The sequence below is a fragment of the Methylobacterium sp. WL119 genome (assembly GCF_008039875.1).
Classification (GTDB): domain Bacteria; phylum Pseudomonadota; class Alphaproteobacteria; order Rhizobiales; family Beijerinckiaceae; genus Methylobacterium.
Map to the genome: position 1 here is coordinate 1 of NZ_VRUU01000052.1, position 16,072 is coordinate 16,072.

Annotated in this window: 26 protein-coding genes; 18 read left to right on the forward strand and 8 right to left on the reverse strand. The window is 66.0% G+C overall.

The window, feature by feature from the left end:
* From FV227_RS29930 to FV227_RS17790, 5 genes are all read right to left on the reverse strand, one after another.
* Positions 1–830, reverse strand: an 830-nt coding sequence (locus FV227_RS29930; protein ID WP_246688368.1) for a hypothetical protein, incomplete at its 3' end; no start/stop codon positions are given.
* 265 nt (positions 831–1,095) lie between these two features.
* Positions 1,096–1,527, reverse strand: coding sequence for a peptide-methionine (R)-S-oxide reductase MsrB (gene msrB, locus FV227_RS17775; protein ID WP_147729550.1), 432 nt, complete (start codon positions 1,525–1,527; stop codon positions 1,096–1,098).
* A 61-nt stretch (positions 1,528–1,588) separates the two neighbouring features.
* Entirely contained in the window at positions 1,589–2,773 is a 1,185-nt protein-coding gene (locus FV227_RS17780; RefSeq protein ID WP_246686415.1) for a YihY/virulence factor BrkB family protein, read from the reverse strand.
* Positions 2,774–3,007: 234 nt separating this feature from the next.
* Positions 3,008–3,283 (reverse strand): hypothetical protein, encoded by a 276-nt coding sequence (locus tag FV227_RS17785; protein WP_147724692.1) that lies wholly within the window; start codon positions 3,281–3,283, stop codon positions 3,008–3,010.
* Positions 3,284–3,441: 158 nt separating this feature from the next.
* A complete protein-coding gene (locus FV227_RS17790; RefSeq protein WP_147724690.1) occupies positions 3,442–3,948 on the reverse strand; it encodes a GAF domain-containing protein in 507 nt (168 codons plus the stop codon).
* Positions 3,949–4,121: 173 nt separating this feature from the next.
* Here FV227_RS17790 and FV227_RS17795 point away from each other — a divergent pair, with 173 nt between their 5' ends.
* Entirely contained in the window at positions 4,122–4,364 is a 243-nt protein-coding gene (locus FV227_RS17795; RefSeq protein ID WP_147724688.1) for a hypothetical protein, read from the forward strand.
* 10 nt (positions 4,365–4,374) lie between these two features.
* Here FV227_RS17795 and FV227_RS17800 read toward each other — a convergent pair whose 3' ends face one another.
* Positions 4,375–4,614: a hypothetical protein gene (locus FV227_RS17800; RefSeq protein WP_147724686.1), complete on the reverse strand. Its 240-nt coding sequence runs from the start codon at positions 4,612–4,614 to the stop codon at positions 4,375–4,377.
* A gap of 193 nt (positions 4,615–4,807) precedes the next feature.
* Here FV227_RS17800 and FV227_RS17805 point away from each other — a divergent pair, with 193 nt between their 5' ends.
* Both FV227_RS17805 and FV227_RS17810 read left to right on the forward strand, forming a co-directional pair.
* The gene (locus tag FV227_RS17805) at positions 4,808–5,131 is read left to right on the forward strand and encodes a hypothetical protein (RefSeq protein WP_147859570.1); all 324 of its coding nucleotides are present in this window, start codon (positions 4,808–4,810) and stop codon (positions 5,129–5,131) included.
* A 96-nt stretch (positions 5,132–5,227) separates the two neighbouring features.
* Positions 5,228–5,662, forward strand: a complete 435-nt coding sequence (locus FV227_RS17810) for a hypothetical protein (RefSeq protein WP_147859571.1) — start codon at positions 5,228–5,230, stop codon at positions 5,660–5,662.
* A gap of 25 nt (positions 5,663–5,687) precedes the next feature.
* Here FV227_RS17810 and FV227_RS17815 read toward each other — a convergent pair whose 3' ends face one another.
* Together FV227_RS17815 and FV227_RS17820 are read right to left on the reverse strand one after the other, a co-directional pair.
* On the reverse strand, positions 5,688–5,990 hold the full coding sequence (locus FV227_RS17815) for a hypothetical protein (protein WP_147859572.1): 303 nt from the start codon (positions 5,988–5,990) through the stop codon (positions 5,688–5,690).
* Positions 5,991–6,348: 358 nt separating this feature from the next.
* Complete coding sequence (locus tag FV227_RS17820; RefSeq protein ID WP_147862882.1) at positions 6,349–7,644, reverse strand: site-specific integrase; 1,296 nt, start codon at positions 7,642–7,644, stop codon at positions 6,349–6,351.
* 173 nt (positions 7,645–7,817) lie between these two features.
* Here FV227_RS17820 and FV227_RS17825 point away from each other — a divergent pair, with 173 nt between their 5' ends.
* The 15 genes from FV227_RS17825 (at position 7,818) to FV227_RS17895 (ending at position 16,063) form a co-directional block, all read left to right on the forward strand.
* Positions 7,818–8,513 carry a hypothetical protein gene (locus FV227_RS17825; RefSeq protein WP_147859574.1) on the forward strand — a complete coding sequence of 232 codons (696 nt, stop codon included), beginning with the start codon at positions 7,818–7,820 and terminating at the stop codon, positions 8,511–8,513.
* 12 nt (positions 8,514–8,525) lie between these two features.
* Positions 8,526–8,771 (forward strand): DNA-binding protein, encoded by a 246-nt coding sequence (locus tag FV227_RS17830; protein ID WP_147859575.1) that lies wholly within the window; start codon positions 8,526–8,528, stop codon positions 8,769–8,771.
* The gene (locus tag FV227_RS17835; protein ID WP_147859576.1) at positions 8,768–9,019 is read left to right on the forward strand and encodes a DUF6074 family protein; all 252 of its coding nucleotides are present in this window, start codon (positions 8,768–8,770) and stop codon (positions 9,017–9,019) included. The genes FV227_RS17830 and FV227_RS17835 overlap by 4 nt, the downstream gene beginning before the upstream one ends.
* Positions 9,016–9,519: a hypothetical protein gene (locus FV227_RS17840; protein WP_147859577.1), complete on the forward strand. Its 504-nt coding sequence runs from the start codon at positions 9,016–9,018 to the stop codon at positions 9,517–9,519. The genes FV227_RS17835 and FV227_RS17840 overlap by 4 nt, the downstream gene beginning before the upstream one ends.
* Positions 9,520–9,679: 160 nt before the next feature.
* A complete protein-coding gene (locus FV227_RS17845) occupies positions 9,680–10,063 on the forward strand; it encodes a hypothetical protein (protein WP_147859578.1) in 384 nt (127 codons plus the stop codon).
* 72 nt (positions 10,064–10,135) lie between these two features.
* Positions 10,136–10,348 carry a hypothetical protein gene (locus FV227_RS17850; protein WP_147859579.1) on the forward strand — a complete coding sequence of 71 codons (213 nt, stop codon included), beginning with the start codon at positions 10,136–10,138 and terminating at the stop codon, positions 10,346–10,348.
* On the forward strand, positions 10,348–10,743 hold the full coding sequence (locus FV227_RS17855; RefSeq protein WP_147859580.1) for a hypothetical protein: 396 nt from the start codon (positions 10,348–10,350) through the stop codon (positions 10,741–10,743). The genes FV227_RS17850 and FV227_RS17855 overlap by 1 nt, the downstream gene beginning before the upstream one ends.
* A 14-nt stretch (positions 10,744–10,757) precedes the next feature.
* A complete protein-coding gene (locus FV227_RS17860) occupies positions 10,758–11,078 on the forward strand; it encodes a hypothetical protein (RefSeq protein WP_147859581.1) in 321 nt (106 codons plus the stop codon).
* An 830-nt stretch (positions 11,079–11,908) separates the two neighbouring features.
* Positions 11,909–12,097 (forward strand): hypothetical protein, encoded by a 189-nt coding sequence (locus FV227_RS17865; protein ID WP_147859582.1) that lies wholly within the window; start codon positions 11,909–11,911, stop codon positions 12,095–12,097.
* Positions 12,098–12,391: 294 nt separating this feature from the next.
* On the forward strand, positions 12,392–12,724 hold the full coding sequence (locus tag FV227_RS17870) for an HNH endonuclease signature motif containing protein (RefSeq protein WP_147859583.1): 333 nt from the start codon (positions 12,392–12,394) through the stop codon (positions 12,722–12,724).
* 259 nt (positions 12,725–12,983) lie between these two features.
* Positions 12,984–13,223: a hypothetical protein gene (locus tag FV227_RS17875; RefSeq protein WP_147859584.1), complete on the forward strand. Its 240-nt coding sequence runs from the start codon at positions 12,984–12,986 to the stop codon at positions 13,221–13,223.
* Positions 13,224–13,537: 314 nt separating this feature from the next.
* Positions 13,538–14,785 carry a phage major capsid protein gene (locus FV227_RS17880; RefSeq protein ID WP_147859585.1) on the forward strand — a complete coding sequence of 416 codons (1,248 nt, stop codon included), beginning with the start codon at positions 13,538–13,540 and terminating at the stop codon, positions 14,783–14,785.
* A 14-nt stretch (positions 14,786–14,799) separates the two neighbouring features.
* Positions 14,800–15,084, forward strand: coding sequence for a hypothetical protein (locus FV227_RS17885; protein ID WP_147859586.1), 285 nt, complete (start codon positions 14,800–14,802; stop codon positions 15,082–15,084).
* A gap of 29 nt (positions 15,085–15,113) precedes the next feature.
* Positions 15,114–15,632 (forward strand): hypothetical protein, encoded by a 519-nt coding sequence (locus FV227_RS17890; RefSeq protein ID WP_147859587.1) that lies wholly within the window; start codon positions 15,114–15,116, stop codon positions 15,630–15,632.
* Between the two features lie 125 nt (positions 15,633–15,757).
* The gene (locus tag FV227_RS17895) at positions 15,758–16,063 is read left to right on the forward strand and encodes a hypothetical protein (RefSeq protein WP_147859588.1); all 306 of its coding nucleotides are present in this window, start codon (positions 15,758–15,760) and stop codon (positions 16,061–16,063) included.
* The last annotated feature ends 9 nt before the right edge of the window (positions 16,064–16,072 follow it).

The window sequence follows — 16,072 nt, forward strand, 5'->3', positions numbered from 1 at the left end:
GGGGGGGGGGGGGGGGGGGGGGGGGGGGGGGGGGGGGGGGGGGGGGGGGGGGGGGGGGGGGGGGGGGGGGGGGGGGGGGGGGGGGGGGGGGGGGGGCGGGGGGGGGGGGGGGGGGGGGGGGGGGGGGGGGGGGGGGGGGGGGGGGGGGGGGGGGGGGGGGGGGGGGGAGCCGCGGCGACGGCGGCGGCCACCGGAGCGGCGGCCGGCGCACCGGTGCCCGCGATCCGGCGCAGCGCGTCGACGACGCCGTCCTTCTCGGCGGGCTTCTCGCCCGAGCGCGTGTTGGCACCGTAGCGGCCGAAGCCGAAGCGCGGCTCGATCAGGTCGAGGACGGCATCGAGGGCGGCGTTGCTCAGGCCGATCTCGCCGGTGGAGGGAATGCCCTGGAGCGCCAGCGCCTGGCGGTCATAGGCGGCATCCTCGGTCACGTCGCGACCGAACCAGGTCGGCGCGGTGAAGGCCGACGCCTCGCCGGCCTCGTCGAAGGTGACGCTGACGAGATCCAGGCTGCCCGGGCTGACGTAGCGGTCGATCACCGCCTCCTTCGTCCCGAGCGACACCGCCGTACGGTCGTAGGCGGCCTTGCCGGAGCAGACGTCGAGCAGCGCGTCGCCGTGCGCGCGGGGCACGTCCGTGCGTTCCTCGGCGGAGGCGCCCTCCGCATCCTTGGTGATCAGGACGAGATGGCATTGCTGCCCGTCGACCCGGACGAACGAGGTCCGCCCGCCCTGCGGCGCGAAGTAGCCTTCGGTGATACGGGCGCCGCCGCGCTCCTTGCGGATCAGACGCACCAGGGCCGGTGCCACGAGAAACCGCCGGACGACGCTCATACTCAACCTCCGCTCAAGGACGCTCCGGCGGTCGGTGACCGCCGGCCGTTCGGCCCGTTCTGCTCCGTGCGACGAAGACCGCTGGAAAGGCCGCGCCACACGCAGAGCGCGAGGCCGTCCCGCGGGTCGATCCTGGCGGCGCACGCGTCACGTCCGCTTCGGACAGGGCCTTCGCTGCCCATCGATCACTCAGGGACTAAGCAAAAAGCCGCCGAAATCAAGACCGCGGCGGCGCAGGACCTTGGATAGCGTTTACTATCCTGCCTCAAACCGAGTCCGGCCCGGGCTCCTTCGGCGTGAACGCCAGGGATGCTCCGTTCATGCAGTATCGAAGGCCGGTCGGCGCCGGGCCGTCGTCGAAGACGTGGCCGAGATGCCCCTTGCAGCGCGCGCAATGCGCCTCGGTGCGTACCATCCAGTGGCTGCGGTCGACCTGGGTCTCCACCGCGCCGGGCAGCGGCTCGAAGAAGCTCGGCCAGCCGGTGCCGGACTCGAACTTGGTCTCGTTGACAAAGAGTGGCGTGCCGCAGCCGGCGCAGGTGAAGGTGCCGGGACGCTTCTCGGCCAGCAGGCAGCTCGTTCCGGCGCGCTCGGTGCCATGCTCGCGCAGCACCCGATACTGCTCGGGCGAGAGCACCGCCCGCCACTCGGCCTCGGTCCGGGTCTCCGGCGCCGACATCGTGTCCGATCCGCTCATCGCGTCCTCCGCATGCATGATCCGCCCGATATGGGGCCGGAGGGCTGACGCTGCGAGCCCGTCACGCCGCCGCGCCGACGGTGTCCGCCATGCGCGCCTCGCGCTCGCCGAGCGGGAGCGCCGCGCCCGTCGTGGTGTCCTGCCCGGTCTGATGCTCGATCTCGGCATTGATCTCGCCGCCGAGCAGCACGATCGTCGAGGAGATCCAGATCCAGGTCATGAAGCCGATCACCGCGCCGAGCGACCCGTAGGTCTCGTTGTAGTTGCCGAAGCTCGCCACGTACCAGGAGAACAGCAGCGAGGCGACGAGCCAGAGCAGGCCGGCGACCACGCTGCCGACGCCGACCCAGCGCCAACGCGCCCGCTCGCGGCTTGGGCCGTAGCGGTAGAGCAGCGACAGGCCACCGAGCAGCACGAGGACCAGGGCCGGCCAGCGCAGGGCCGCGACGTACCAGGCGCCGGCGCTGATGCCGATGAAGTTGAACACCACCGGCAGCACCACGATCGAGGCGAGTGCGAAGATCGTGAACACCAGGGCGCCGACGGTGAAGGTGAGCGAGCGCAGGTTCAGCATGACGAAGCTGCGCTTCTCCTCCTCCTCGTAGACGACGTTGAGCGCGTCGAACATCGCCTTCATCGCGGCGTTGGCGCTCCACAGCGACAGCACCAGGCTGGTGAAGAACGTCAGCCCGAGGGTGCCGCCGCCCTTGGCGGCGATGCGCTTGACCTGGTCGCCGATGATCTCGATCGCCCCGGACGGCAGCACGCCCTGGAGGCTGACGAGGTGATCGTTGATCACGTTCACGTCGGCGAACAGGCCGTAGCAGGACACGAGCGCCGCAACCGCCGGAAACAGAGAGAGCAGGGTGTAGAAGGTGACGCCCGCCGCCACCGACAGGACCCGGTCCTTGTTGAACTCGAGGAGGGTGCGCACGGCGACGTCCTTCCAGCCGGCGGCGGTGATCTCGGTCGGGTTGGTCGCGGCGCGGCCGCGCTCGGGCTGGGTCTCGGCGATGCGCTGGGCCGCCCGGCCGGAATGCGAGCGCGCTCCCGCCTGCCCGCTCGGCGCCACCCGCTGCGGCGGACGCCGCTCGACCACCCGCTCGGCCGCGGGCTGGACCGCCGGCGTGCCTTTCCGGGTCTGCGCCGCCACGAGGGCGATCAGCGCCGATCCCAGCATCAGGATCCAGACGACCGAGCCGTCCTCCGACGACGGGCTCCTCGGACCGGGGTTGGGCGTAGACATTCTGAGAGAACCCGGGCGCGAACAGCCGCGCTTCCCGGCTAGAACGTCGGCTGCTGCGGTGCGTTCCCCGGCGCCCACCGCGCCGGCCGGTCTTCCGGGGGCGGATCGGGCTTTCGCGATCGCGCGCGGGGGGGGCGAAGGTTCGACCGTTCGTCGAGTCCGCACCGGCGGCGCGTCTCATCGCAGGCGGATGCCGGGGCTGGAGCCCGGCACCCGATTCAGGTCGGCCGCGACTCAGCGGGTCGGTGCGGCGGTGCCCTTCCCGGATGCGCCGGGCGTCGAGCCGGCCCCGGCATCGTTGGCCCCGGTGCTGTTGGACGTTCCGGAGCGGCTCTTGTCGCCCGTTGTCGGGCCGCTTCCGGCCGCCCCCGGGGACGACCCGGCACCGGCGTCGTTCGGGCCGGTGCTGTTCATGGTCCCGGACTTGGTAGTGCCCGAGCCGCCCTCCGCCGCAATGGCGGCGGACCCGAGCATCAGCGTGCCGGCGAGAGCCAGCGTGAGGATCTTCATGGCGTTTCTCCCTGGTTTCGGCGTGAACCACGCGTTTGCTAACCCAGGGTCGGGGTGCGACGTTCCGGCACAGCGCGGGCGTTCTTCGGGGATCGTCCCGGCAGCCCATAGCTTCGATCCTGCGCGACGCGTCGGGACGCCGATGCGGGTGGGCCTGCTCAGGCGCTGAGTGCTGGCTCCAGGAGGGCGCCGCCTGCCACCGGGCGCATGCGCGCGAGCGCTGCCGTCGCCATGTCGGCGAGCGATTGCAGGCGCGAGACCGTGGCGTCGTCGGGCTCGACCCAGGCGCTCCAGTAGGCGCCGAGCGCCGCCACGGGCTCCGGCACGCCGATCGGGATCATCACCAGGCTGCACATCGCCGTCGCCAGATACGCTTCGACGGGCAGGCGACGATCGCCTTCAATGTAGGGAACGACGGCCGGGCGCTTGTTCAGCATGACCCAGCCGGAGATGCAGTCCTGCAGCCGGAAGCGGCGCCCCTTCCACAGCGGTCGGATCGCGTCCTCGGCGACGTAGTGGCAGAACTCGCCGTCCCGCAGCACCACCGAGATGCCGTCGGCGCCGGCGATCGTACGGGCGGTGTCCCGCAGGGCGGCCACCAGGTCGGGCAGCGACGAGATCGTGAGGAGCCGGGCGCGAGCCTCTTCGAGGCGTGCATCATCCATGGCGCGCACCCTATCAGCCAAGCGGCTCCCGTGCACGCGATGCGAAGCATCCTGCGGAGGTTTCACCGCGGCCGACGACGCCACGGTCCGGGTGCGACCTGCGACCACGTATCCGTACCGGACGCCGCCCCCTGCGTAGTACGGAGCGGGCTTGCCGACGGCAGGTGCGCGCGATGCCGCTGTTCTACATCGACCTTCACGACGGAACGAACTTCGTCCGCGACACCCAGGGCTTCGACCTCCCCGACATCGCGGCCGCGCAGGCGCGGCTGGTGCAGGTGATGCGGCGGGTGGCCCAGCTGCTCGACGCCGTCTCGGACCGACAGGACTACCTCGCCATCGTCCGGGACCAGAACGGCAAGGTCGTCATGCGGGCCACCCTCACGCTCGATCTCGAGGAGGTGGACGCGGTGTGAAGGGCCGCCATCAGTTCCGCGCGCCGGGCGACCGGAACAGGTAGTAGCCGGCCGAAAGCATCGCCTCATGGGCCTCCAGCGACTGGAAGCCGGCCGGCGGCCGCTCGCCCACCACGGTGCCGCTGAACTCCCAGATCGCGCCGTCGATGAAGCGCGGGACCGGACGATCCTGCCGGACGGCGCAGCGCAGCTCGGGCCTCCGGCGGCGACGGAAGACGTTGAAGTCGGCGTAGGCGGCGGGCCAGTGCATCGGCATCCCTGCGGTGGCGGGCGGGTCTCTAAGCATCCGCCGGACCAGTTCGCCACCCGGTCGCCGCCCCGCCCTGCGGCCAAGCCCGGGACAGATCCCGGAGGCATGTCGGGAGCGAGCTTGACCGAACCAATGGTGGCATGCCTCGTTCCTTGTTCGTTCTCACCGTGGGTTGAGCCAGGGAGTCGATGCGGTGCCACCGAGACGGCCAGAGGTCCCATGCCTCGCGGCCTACCCCTTCATCGTCGTCCGGGTGGCCTGCACCCTTTGCCCGCACCGGAGCGGGAGCTACCGCCTCGCGCGCCTTGCGGCGAAGTTCGGCCCGGAGACCCCGCTGGCGGACGTGCTGGAGCGCATCGCCCTCGATTGCCCCTGGCGGGAACGACCGGGCGCGCGAAGGGGCAACCAGTACGTGCCAAGGTGCCAGGCCCACTTTCCGGACCTCGACCGGGCGGGTCCGCCCGACCTGCCGCCGGGCATGGGCGGTCTCCGGCTGATCCGAGGGGGAAAGCGGTGAGGCGCGCGGAACGCGACGGACGTGAAGCCCGAGCGGCCTTCGGCACGTTGACGCGGATGGCGCGAAGGGGCGCCGTTCCCACAGGAGCGCTCGCCGATGCGAACCGTCCCCGCCCGTCTCGCCGCCGCCGCGGCGGTGCTCTGCGGCATCGCCGGGCCGGCCGGGGCGGAACCCGAAGCGCGAGCGCGAGCCAACAACTGGGCGGACATGCGGTCCGCCCTCGCGACGTGCTGGACGGTGCCGGCTGGCACGGACGGCTCGCTCCTCGCCTACCGCTTCGGCCTCGACAAGACGGGGGCGATCCGCGGCACGCCGCGCATCATCGCGCGCCAGCTCAAGGGCGATGCCGAGGCGCAGCGGCACTATCAGGAGGCGGCCGACGCGGCCCTCGCCAAGTGCTTTCCGATGCCGGTCACGCCGTCCTTCGGCGCGATCCTCGGCGAGAGCCCGATCTACCTGCGCTTCGTGAACACGCCGCCGACCGGAACGTATCAGCTCAACAGCAACATCACCGTGTTCGCCCCGCGATGAGCCCGCCATCCGGCTCACCGGGCACTCACGGCGCTTCGGGCCGCGAACGCTCTTGGCTGGCATAGAGCGCATCCTCGGGCGTCAGCAAGCCATCGATGGTGAAGGACGAGACTTCGCGGACCTCGCCGTGAGCGAGGCGCAGCTGTTCGACCTCGGCCCGAGACAGAAGACCGGCAATGCGATCCACCCGCCACCCGTCCGGCATCGCGCCGGACACGGTCCGCAAGGCCTCGCCATCGGTGTCGGCATAGGTGCCGAACACCATCACCTTATGGCTTCGGTCGTCGTCGGCGTTGGGTGCCAGCACGCTCACGCGATAAGGGATCATTGGTGCCTCCAAGTTTGAACTGAGTTGACGAGACCCAAGTAACGCAATCGCGGCGGACTTGTCTTAATTTTTGATGATTGTCGATCCTGCGATTGGGTGCCAAGTCCCGCGGGGCTTCCTCACGCGGAACCCTTCCAACAGTCCCGATCGTCCGAAGGAGGTATCGGAGATGCCCTGGTCGACGATGCGGTGCGGGGCAGAGGCGGCAGCAGACGCGATGCCGAATCGAAGAACCGGACGATGATTGGGTGCCGATGCCGACAGCGTCTCGCGCCGTCTGCGGCCGCACGGAGCGGTGGCGACCCCGGTTGGGCTCGAACCAACGACCTGCCGCTTAGAAGGCGGCCAAGGCGCAGAACTAAGCTATTGCTGAGGCTTGGGTTTCGGAAGCGTTGTCGTTGCCGTGTTGCGTCGATGTTGCAGTTACAGCCGCGCCGAGCACCGAAAGCTCGCCCGCTGTGATCGCCCGGCGGTCTGTCCGGCCGGCATCGAACAGGTGACCGTAGACCCGCTGCGTGAACTCGGGCGACTCGTGCCCGGCCCATTCGGACACTTGCTTGATCGCGGCGCCCTCATCAATCCAGAGGCTGACGGCGAAATGCCGGAAGCTGTGCGCCGTCCACCGCGGCGTGCCGTCGGCGGCGACAATGCCGAGGGCGATTTGCAGCGGCGCAAGCTGGCGGTTCACGATGTTCGGATAGCCGATCGGCGTGCCCTTCTCCGAAGGGTAGACCAGTCCGCCAGCGCGGCCGCTCTTGGCCTTCCAGTTGGAGAGGATCGCGGCGAGCTGCGGGCCGACCGGGACGCTGCGCAGGGCCGCCACCGTCTTCACTGCGTCGAGGGCGTTGTAGCGGTCGACGGCCTCGCGCACCTGGAGATCCTCCGGACGGACGCGGCGCCAGTCGAGCCCCCTCGCCTCTCCGATCCGCAGGCCGGCAAGCGCCATCGTCGCGAGGAACGGCCGAAGCCAGGGCGTCGCGTGGAAGCTGTCCACCAGCGCGTCGGGATGCTCGGCGCGGAATGCACGTAGGGCCCGGATCGGATGAGCCGCGTCGGTACGAAGAACTTCGATTGTGCGAAGCCCGGAAGCCGTCCGCTCACGCGCGATGAGGAACAGGGCATCGGTGTCGGCCGCTGTCGCCAGCAGGGCCCGCACGACGTCACGCTCGGGGATGCGCACCGTGCCCTCGGCTTGGCGGATCTCCGCGCGCCGCGTCTTCCGGCGGCTGCGCAGCGACCGGACCGGGTTCACGTAGGCCAACCGGCGCCGAATGGCCTCATCGTAGATGGCGCCGAGGACGATCCGGGCCCGTCGGCAGGTGTCATCCGTCCGACCCTCGGCCTTCAGCCTCTCGAGCCAGTCGCCGATGTCGGCCGGGTGGAGCTTCGGCAGCAGCCGCGTGCCGAGAAACGGTCCGACGTGGTTCCGGTAATAGACCCGGTAGTTATGGAGCGTTGCCCCGGCCGCCTGGTCCGCCTCCAGGGCCGTAATGAGCAGCCCGTAGGCCTGATCCACCGAACTCGCCGCCCGATCCGGAACGTGGCTCCCGGTGGCCACCTCGCCTCGCACGCGGACCAGGAAGGCGTCGGCCTCCTTCCTGGTCGGGAATTGCTTGAACCGTCGCTCGCCGCCGCTGTCGTTGTAGCTCGCCAACCAAGCGGTCTTGCCGCTCGGTAGTGTCCGCTTTCGAATCGTCGCCATTCCGGCCCTCCAAAAAGGCAGTTCCAACCACCCCGTTTAGAGCGTAATGGATTTTATCGGAGTGTCACTCATAAAACCGCTTGACGCTTCATCAGAGCATGGCTCATATAAAAGGACAGCAGCGCATGGCACTGCTTAGCGCCCTCGTGAAGGCGGTCGCCGATGTCGAAGGGATTGATGAGGTTCAGGTCGGGTGGGTCGCCCGACATCTCCGAGAGGCCGGCTTGATCACCCAAGCGGGAAGAGGACGTGGAGCGGCTCATATGAGCAACGCTGACGCTGCCAACCTGCTGATCGGAGTCAACGCTGCGACAAGTGCGAAGGACGGATCCGTCTCAGTGCTAGCCTATCGATCTCTACCGTGCGGGAAGGCTGATCTCCGACGCGCAGACAAGATGGCTTTGGCGTTTTCGAAAGGAACTACCTTCGGTGAGTCCCTTGAGGCGCTTATAGAGCTGGGGCGGCACAAAGATAATGAGCTCAGTCGGCTTGAGGAAGAGTTGTTTCGATCATCTCATTATTTCGAGGGCGTAATTTCAGGTGAATTTCAGCAATTATGTGAAATCCACCGCGCCAAAATTGATGAAATTATTTATTCAGAGATTACTTTTAGTCGGCCTTACCGCAATGTTTCCGTCTTGATACAAGACCAGGCATCACAGGGTGTGAAAGGTAGTGTCATCGCAGATGAAGCTGAGCCGATAGCAACGGTAGAATTTTGGGATCATCGAGCAAAATGGCCGGTGAGTGGAGACCGCGATGAGCGGGTGAGGATTTCCTTCAGAACTATTCTCGCTGTCGGATCAATATTGACCAACTAGCAGGAGCACAGGATGACCAATGTCACAACGCGCCCATCCGGCGCGAACGATACCGGCTTGCCTCTCGCCGAGGATATGATGACCGGTGCTGAGGCAATCGCCAAGTTCATGTTTGGCGATGCGACCGAGACGAACAAGCGCCGGGTCTACCATGCCGCCGACAAGCTAGGTCTTCCGACCTTCCGACTCGGCGGGACCCTTTGCGCGCGGCGCAGCACGATCCTTCGGTGGATCGAAGCCCAGGAGAGCGCAGCGTGACCGCGATCGTCCTGCCCTTCCGGTTCGCTCGGCGGCTGCCGCAGATCAGGAAAACGGCCCGCTACATGGTCTCGGTCCCGGCCAACCATGCCGAGGGACACCTTCGCGAACAGCTCCGCCGGCTCGAGGACGGGCTTCGGAAGAAAGGCGTTGCGGAGCCGCTTATTCGGTCCGAGGTTGGATCCTACGAGGGCGCCATCCGAGCGCATCTGTGGCGCCTCCTGATCAGCCAGGGGGGCGCGGCGTGAAGCACGCGGACACGAAGGGCAATCCGAAAAAGGAAAAGCCTCACCTGCGCCTCTACGAATGGCTTACCGACTCTAAGGCCTGGACGGATCTCAGCACGGACGCACGGGCCCTCTACATTCTGCTGAAGCAGAAATACCGCGGTATCAACAATGGCCGGATCATCCTCTCGGTGCGGCAGGCCTGCGAAAATCTGCAGATTGGAAAAACGACCGCGGCCAAAGCCTTTCAGGAATTGGAGGTGCACGGCTTTATCGAGATCGTTATTCGCGGCAGCTTCGATGGGCGGAAGGACGGCCGAGCAACCGAATGGCGGCTGACCGAACACGAATGGAATGTGTCCGGTGAATTGCCGACCAAGCGCTTCATGAGTTGGACGCCTGGAAAGGATTTGACGGTCCGCGCTGGGGTACAGTCGGTACCTGAGGGCGGACAGTCGGTACCTCAGGGCGGACCGCTGAGGTCATCAATTCCTAAAACGGTATCTCAGCGCGGACTGTGAAGCCCGGTTTTGGCATTCTCACGGTCCGCCCTCAGGTACACATCTAATATGCCAGTCCGTAGAGCGCCGAGCGCCTCACGCGACAAGCATCCAGCACCATTCCCAGATCGGCCGTCACCGCGGCTGTGCGACCTCGCGCTATCGAGGACAGGAGAAAGCTATGTCAGAAAAAGAAAAGGACGTTCACCGCGTCTCGCCTCTGATCCACCCGGCGGTCACGATGGCCGTTGTGATGGCGCAGAAGAGTTACGCCAATGCGGGCCGCCGTGATTTCAGCGGCACCGAATTCGAGCAACTGCTGGATTCCGTCTGCATCGGCGACGACTGGAATAATCCCCCCGTAGATCACCGGACGCTCGTGCTGATGATGATGGCCGCGCTGCAGTTCGGGATTTGGGTTGAGCAGACCGTCTGCCCTCTGGCGACCCGAGCAGCTCTCGAGGCTGTCGAAACGCAATCCTACGCCCATGGTGCGGTCACGGCGGGGATGATCGTCGAACTCGGCAATCTCGCCAATCAGCTTGCGGCAACGGCCCGACGCTGAACGAAGCGGCTCGGGAAGCGCCGGCCAGCGCCCCCGAGCCTCGACCAAACCCCCACAGCAGGAAATCCGATCATGAATATCGATATCACGGCTCCGGCCGACCCGCACGCACTTCAGCGTGGCCCTGTCACGGTCGCGATCGCCGCGATGCGCGACGCTGATCCCGAGCGGTCGGCACTTCAGACGCTCCGTGCTTCGCTCCTGTCTCGAATTGCCGATGACCTGGCGCAGCTCGAACGCCTGCAGGACATCGGCGACCGTCTCGAAGTCGGGGGGCAGGCTTGATGAGCGCTGATGCAAAGAGGGCTTTCGCCACAAACGTGCCGACGCCCAACCCCAATAAGCCACCGGCGACGATCCGAGGTGGCTTTCTCATCGTCCGGCGTGATGACCGGACGGGACGCCTGATCACCCTCGGCAAGACACCTTACGAGCACGGGACGTGCGCCGAGGCAAAAGCTCAGGCCGTGGTTATGGCCGAGCGGCTCGGTAGCGAGTTCGCGGTGTTCTGCGAGGTCGACGCTGTGCTGCCTCCACCTGTCGAGGTGGTGGCCGCCGAACCCATCATTGAAGCCGAGCCGTCCCCACCGCCTGCCGTGCAGGTGCCAGCACCTCACCCCCCTGTAGTCGTCGAGCGCCGCACCAAGCGCCGCCCTGCGATCGGAGGGCGTGCGTCATGACAGTGCGAAAGCACATGCACCCCTGGATGTCGGACGGCTCACCCGAGCAGGAATGGGCGGTTGCGCAATTCGAAGCGGTCCGCGCTTTCGAGGCAATCAGCGATCGATCCGAATTGCTCGCTCTCGCCGAGGCGGCGCATCGCGGCCCGCTCGAGCTCGCACGTCGAATGCGGCAGACCGAGTATGCGACGGGTCCTGACGCCGAGCCGGGGATGAACCTCGCTGAGTTCTGGGGGCACCTTTACGGCGAGGACTCAGACCTCAATGCGTCCTATCCTGCGGCCTACGCGTATTCATTCCAGGCCGTCGCCCCATACCTCGCGTTGCTCCATTAAATACGAGTGAGACACGACAGGCCGCCGCAAAGCGGCGGCCTGCTATTCGATGGAGTTACCAAAATATTGAATATTGAAATGCTTGCATAAATGGAAATCAGATATTCAATTTTATAAAATATAGTTAGCAGTATCCGTCGCATTCGCTATAAGTATATCGCCCTTTCGGACGGTTGATCGTTTGACGCTGAAATCCTCCTACGACCGCCCCGCACCCGCTAGAACAGTTGCCCTGATCGTGCCACTTAACAGTCACTCTATGACTACAACTGCTCACCAAAAACCAATTGTTGCCGTCTTGCTCAAATGCAACACAGTTGGCTTGAGCTTGAGAGGCAATGAATAGCCCGGCCATGCCTAGGCTAAGGCGGATAATTGAACGTCGCATGTGATTTCCTGGCCATTTCCCAAGGAATTATTCGCATTCTGATTTTCGGCTTTCAAGGCCGTGATGGCTACTGCAATGACCTCTGCCTCAATTGCCAGAACAGAGTGGCAGCGCTGACACAGCGGATTACGCCTCGAGCCTAAAAGCCGTATTCTCAAGAAAAATTAACTGGCAAGCCGCACAAACCAAGAAAAATTGACTGATGCAGTGAGTGATGGTCACTTAGCCAAATCAAGGCAACGGCTTCGGCGCCGATTGCCGGGAAGTTGAATTAGCTGACTTCCGGAAGTCGAGGTTGCGATCCGGCGGGACGAAAGGCATCGTTCCAGCACAGTCGAAGTCGTGCCTCGAGCCGACCAGCACGCCCACAATATCTGCACCACTAGCGCCACCCGGCATTGCCGCGGGCTGCATGCCTGCGCCTACATTCGGAGTACCCGACATGCCAACCACTGAGCCATCGCCAGCCCTTGCCCACATACTCGCAGACCTGACCGCGGCGGGCGTCCGACCGACATCTCTCGGCGTCATCTGCACCGCTGGCGATATCGGCATGAGCGATCAGGAAATCAGCCGGCTTGTCGACGAGCTCGCACAGCGTCCACTCGAGGAGGTGAATTGCCATGCCTGATCTTTCTTGGCTCGCAGACCTCATTCGGCGTGCTCCGATCCTACACGTCGACACCCGAGAAGCTGAGAAGGCTGGCGATGCCGACCGTCTCGCATATGGCCGGGCAGTCCAGGCGTGGCAGGCAGAGGCCGCACTAGCGCTCACTGAAGCGCACCAGCCCGCCACCAATGAGCCTGACGCCTACGCCCGGACTGCGACCGCATCCGCGTTGCTGCGCCTGATTCCGGGCTAGTGCACCCCGCGCTGCCTTCCGCTGCTCAATTGCCTTCGCCAATCCAATAAGGAGGGATACCCATGGCCCGTCTCGGCAAGCTGAAGCCGCTGGTCCCGACTGCAGAGTTCCGAACATGCCCGCCGCCCACCGACATCCGAACGGGCCGCGCCATCCGTCAGCAGGATCCGTTCTACGGCTCCACAGCATGGCAGGATCTCCGCAAGGCCGTCGTCGCTGAGCGTGGTCGGCAATGCGAGGACTGCGGCGCCCAGCCTGGCCGCGTCTACGTCGACCATGTGGTGGAGTTGAAGGACGGCGGCGCGCCGCTCGACCGCAGCAACCTGCGCGTCCTCTGCCCCTCGTGCCACACCACGAAGACGGGGCGAGTCCGCGGCGAACGGCTCCGGTCATGATGGGAGGGGTGGGGTCGATTCTTGCCGGTCGAGGAGGGGCACCCATCACACGGGTAGCCACCGAGAGGTTTTACATTTTGCAGGCCCAGCCCAGAAAATCGGACCCCAGGGGTGGCTTTCGCTTTTGAAGGCGGGTTGAGGGAGTAACCCTAGTGGCCGCCGATTAAACGAAACGAGATTCCGTCACTCGGAATTCTGGGCCGCCCTTCTTTTCCAATTTAATTAAATCCACCCAGCGCGAAAAAATGGAGCAGACCAGATGAGCGACGACGCGAACGCCCACGCCCTCGGCAATGAGATTCTGTCGGCACTGCAGCGCGCTATGGAAAATGGCATGTCGCCAGTCCAAGCGATCGAGACCGGAATAATGGCGGTCGGCAGCCTTGGAATTCAGATCGAGGGAGAATTCAAATTCGGCTCGCGGCTGACGATCGTTGGCGAGGGATTGGTCGACGCCTCGCCGGAGCGCGCTGCAAAGCGATCGAAGCCGATGAACTGAGCAAGTTATCCACAGGCTCGGCAAACAGTTGCTTTGCCGGCCCGGTGCCCCTACTTAGCGGGTGTGGTGGAAGAGCTGGCCAGCGCCTCGGGACGAGGCGGGTCAGCATAGGCCCCCACGCCTCGCGGAACAGCTCATCGGGACGATGAGGGGAAGCGGGAAGACTCAGGTAGCAGCCACTCGGGACGAGTGGGCGACTGGGGAAGCTGGAGGCGCAAGCCTCGTTTCCGCGCCGCTCCGTGCACGTCCTGAATCACGTCACAGCGGCACCATCCCAGCCCGAGCCGCGCGCCGGGCCCGTTGTGAGCGTACCTATGAACCGAGCCCTCCCCCCGCGCTTCGGCGCCTTCCACGCCTCCTTCCTCGCCTGTGAGATCGGCGGCATCCGCGTCGCCTTCGATGCTCACACTGAGATCGGCGTGGCCGAGTTCAAGGCCGCGGCCGCCGCCCTCAAGGACAAGCTGGTCGAGGTCAAATCCTTCGGCGACGAGTCTCGCCAGCGGCTCGCCGGCTTCGACAGTCGCCTAGCCGAGGTCGAGCAAATGGCTGCTCGCCGCGGCGGCGCCGGCGGCCCGGCCGTGCTCAAGAGTTGGGGGCAGCGCTTCGTCGAGAGCGAGGAATACAAGAGCGCCGAGGGCTCCCGCGATCGGCAGGGCCGGCGTTATCACGCCGTCGTCGCCGCGACGGAGATCGAGCACAAGAACCTGACCAGTGTCAGCGGTTCAGGGGCTTCGCTCGTCCCGGTGGATCGGCGCGTCGACAACCCGGCGCTGCTCCCCTGGGTCCAGCCTTCGGTTCGCGATCTTGTCGCCCCCGGCACGACCTCGAGTAATGCCGTCAGCTACCCGCGGATGACCGGACGCACAAACAACGCGGCGTCCGTCGCCGAGGGCGCGCTGAAGCCTCAGAGCGACGCGAACTTCGAGGAGGTGGTCGCCCCGGTACGGACGATCGCGCACTTCTTTCTCGCGACCCGGCAGATCATGGACGACGCGCCGGCCCTGGCGGCCACGATCGACGCCGAGGCGCGCGCCGGCCTCGCCGACCAGGAGGACGCTCAGCTCCTCTTCGGCGACGGCACCGGCCAGAACCTGCTTGGCCTGGTGCCGCAGGCGTCCGCCTTCGTGAAGCAGTGGGCGACCAGCAACGCGACGCCGCTCGACGTGCTGATCCAGGCCATCGCGCAGGTGGAGGCTCTGAACTGGAAGGTCGACGGCATGGTGCTTAACGCCGTCGACTGGCGGCGTCTGCAGAGCATCCGAGACTCGACCGGCCGCTACGTCGGCAACTCGCCCTTCGAGGCTGAGATCGCTCAGCGCATCTGGAACACACCGGTGGTCGCGACGAACCGGATGCCGATGGGCAAGTTTTTGATCGGCCCGTTCCGGACGCAGGCGCAGATCTTCGACCGCCTCGGCGTCGAGGTGGTCGCGTCGAGCGAGGACTCGGACAACTTCCGGCGCAACCTGATCACGCTGCGCGCGGAGGAGCGTCTCGCCTTCACCTGCCGTCGGCCAGCCTCGTTCGTAACGGGCGATCTCACCGCGTCGCTGGCAGGCTGATCGGATCCATCGCGATGTCGGACGATACCGTGATGGTGCAGCCGGTCCGGACCTTCCTGGAGGGGTCGGACCTGAAGCACCCGGAGAGTGAGGCCTACCCGGTCTCGCGATCCCGAATGCTGGAGCTCCACGGCAACGGCCTGGTGGAGCACGTCGAGGGCGAACGCGCCCCGGCGGCGCCCGCCAGCCCGGAGCCGGAGGCCCTGCCCGCTCCGGTTATCGAGATCCCGGCCGCGCCCGAGCCATCCGCCGATCTGGCCGCCCCGCGCCGCCGCGGTCGGCCTCCGAAATTACGCTGAGGGAGACTCAAATGTCCGGAGTCGGTGAAATGGCACTCCAGGCCTACATTTTCGGCGCGTTCCGTTATGATCCGTCGTTATCGATCCCGTTTTGCCCCTCAGAAGAAGCCCGGCCTAAACTGGGAGCGACAGACAAGGGGTTGATCTACGATCTTGTCGAAGGCCAGTTGCTGCAGTGGTCTGCAGACCATTGGATTACGCAAGAACAAAACTCAGTTACTACGTGGCCATTCATACAGTCGGATCCGCGGTTCGCCGATGTGCCCCGCATGGGATCCAAAGTGACTTGCTTGCCCGGCACTTACGCTGGCTTTCCAGTTCCAAAACTGTCTTACAAATGGTTCGTTGATGGCGAGCAATATCACGGCGGCTCTGTGGTGGCGCAGTTTGGGATGAATGCGGACGAACTAGCTTTCATGAAGCAAGGTCGGCAAATTGAGTGCGAGGTGACAGCGGAGCAAGTCCCCTACGTGCTTAGGGGTGACGCGCTTCTAAATCGCGTCAGTAGCCGCGCGATTGGCTACATCCGGCCGGCCATGCCAGCCTGATCGAGCTTGTCGGGGTGCGCATTTCCCGCGGCCTGCGCCCACTCGGCGGTGGCTGAAACACCGAGCGCCGGCGGCCCTGTTACTCGCGGGGCGTGGCTGGCATCTTCTTCTCTCGTGGTGCCACCATGGCCATCCCGCTCCGCACCCGCCGCGACCTGAAGAATGCCGGGCACGCGATGGCTGTCGAGGCGATGGAAGCCTTCCGGCTGCACATGAACTCGCTCAGCCAGGCGGAGATGGACGACGTCGAGCACGTCGAGCGCCTGACCCGTCGCATGCTGGGCGCCGCCGATGCGGTCGCCAGCGAATACCGGACCGCCGGCATTCCCGAGGACTGGATCCGCAGATTCCTCCTGAGCTTCCGCCGCACCGTCGCCGCGGAATGCCAGGCCCTGAGCCTAACCCTCCGGCCCGTCGCCGGCACCGCTTGATCGGATCGC

Coding starts and splice junctions, on each gene's coding strand:
- FV227_RS17845 (WP_147859578.1), top strand. CDS start 9,680: ATGTCAGAAAAAGAAAAGGACGTTCACCGCGTCTCGCCTCTGATCCAC.
- FV227_RS17790 (WP_147724690.1), bottom strand. CDS start 3,948: ATGGATGATGCACGCCTCGAAGAGGCTCGCGCCCGGCTCCTCACGATC.
- FV227_RS17785 (WP_147724692.1), bottom strand. CDS start 3,283: ATGAAGATCCTCACGCTGGCTCTCGCCGGCACGCTGATGCTCGGGTCC.
- FV227_RS17850 (WP_147859579.1), top strand. CDS start 10,136: ATGAATATCGATATCACGGCTCCGGCCGACCCGCACGCACTTCAGCGT.
- FV227_RS17795 (WP_147724688.1), top strand. CDS start 4,122: ATGCCGCTGTTCTACATCGACCTTCACGACGGAACGAACTTCGTCCGC.
- FV227_RS17810 (WP_147859571.1), top strand. CDS start 5,228: ATGCGAACCGTCCCCGCCCGTCTCGCCGCCGCCGCGGCGGTGCTCTGC.
- FV227_RS17870 (WP_147859583.1), top strand. CDS start 12,392: ATGGCCCGTCTCGGCAAGCTGAAGCCGCTGGTCCCGACTGCAGAGTTC.
- FV227_RS17815 (WP_147859572.1), bottom strand. CDS start 5,990: ATGATCCCTTATCGCGTGAGCGTGCTGGCACCCAACGCCGACGACGAC.
- FV227_RS17865 (WP_147859582.1), top strand. CDS start 11,909: ATGCCAACCACTGAGCCATCGCCAGCCCTTGCCCACATACTCGCAGAC.
- msrB (WP_147729550.1), bottom strand. CDS start 1,527: ATGAGCGGATCGGACACGATGTCGGCGCCGGAGACCCGGACCGAGGCC.
- FV227_RS17880 (WP_147859585.1), top strand. CDS start 13,538: ATGAACCGAGCCCTCCCCCCGCGCTTCGGCGCCTTCCACGCCTCCTTC.
- FV227_RS17890 (WP_147859587.1), top strand. CDS start 15,114: ATGGCACTCCAGGCCTACATTTTCGGCGCGTTCCGTTATGATCCGTCG.
- FV227_RS17895 (WP_147859588.1), top strand. CDS start 15,758: ATGGCCATCCCGCTCCGCACCCGCCGCGACCTGAAGAATGCCGGGCAC.
- FV227_RS17800 (WP_147724686.1), bottom strand. CDS start 4,614: ATGCACTGGCCCGCCGCCTACGCCGACTTCAACGTCTTCCGTCGCCGC.
- FV227_RS17885 (WP_147859586.1), top strand. CDS start 14,800: ATGTCGGACGATACCGTGATGGTGCAGCCGGTCCGGACCTTCCTGGAG.
- FV227_RS17855 (WP_147859580.1), top strand. CDS start 10,348: ATGAGCGCTGATGCAAAGAGGGCTTTCGCCACAAACGTGCCGACGCCC.
- FV227_RS17825 (WP_147859574.1), top strand. CDS start 7,818: ATGGCACTGCTTAGCGCCCTCGTGAAGGCGGTCGCCGATGTCGAAGGG.
- FV227_RS17830 (WP_147859575.1), top strand. CDS start 8,526: ATGACCAATGTCACAACGCGCCCATCCGGCGCGAACGATACCGGCTTG.
- FV227_RS17860 (WP_147859581.1), top strand. CDS start 10,758: ATGCACCCCTGGATGTCGGACGGCTCACCCGAGCAGGAATGGGCGGTT.
- FV227_RS17875 (WP_147859584.1), top strand. CDS start 12,984: ATGAGCGACGACGCGAACGCCCACGCCCTCGGCAATGAGATTCTGTCG.
- FV227_RS17780 (WP_246686415.1), bottom strand. CDS start 2,773: ATGTCTACGCCCAACCCCGGTCCGAGGAGCCCGTCGTCGGAGGACGGC.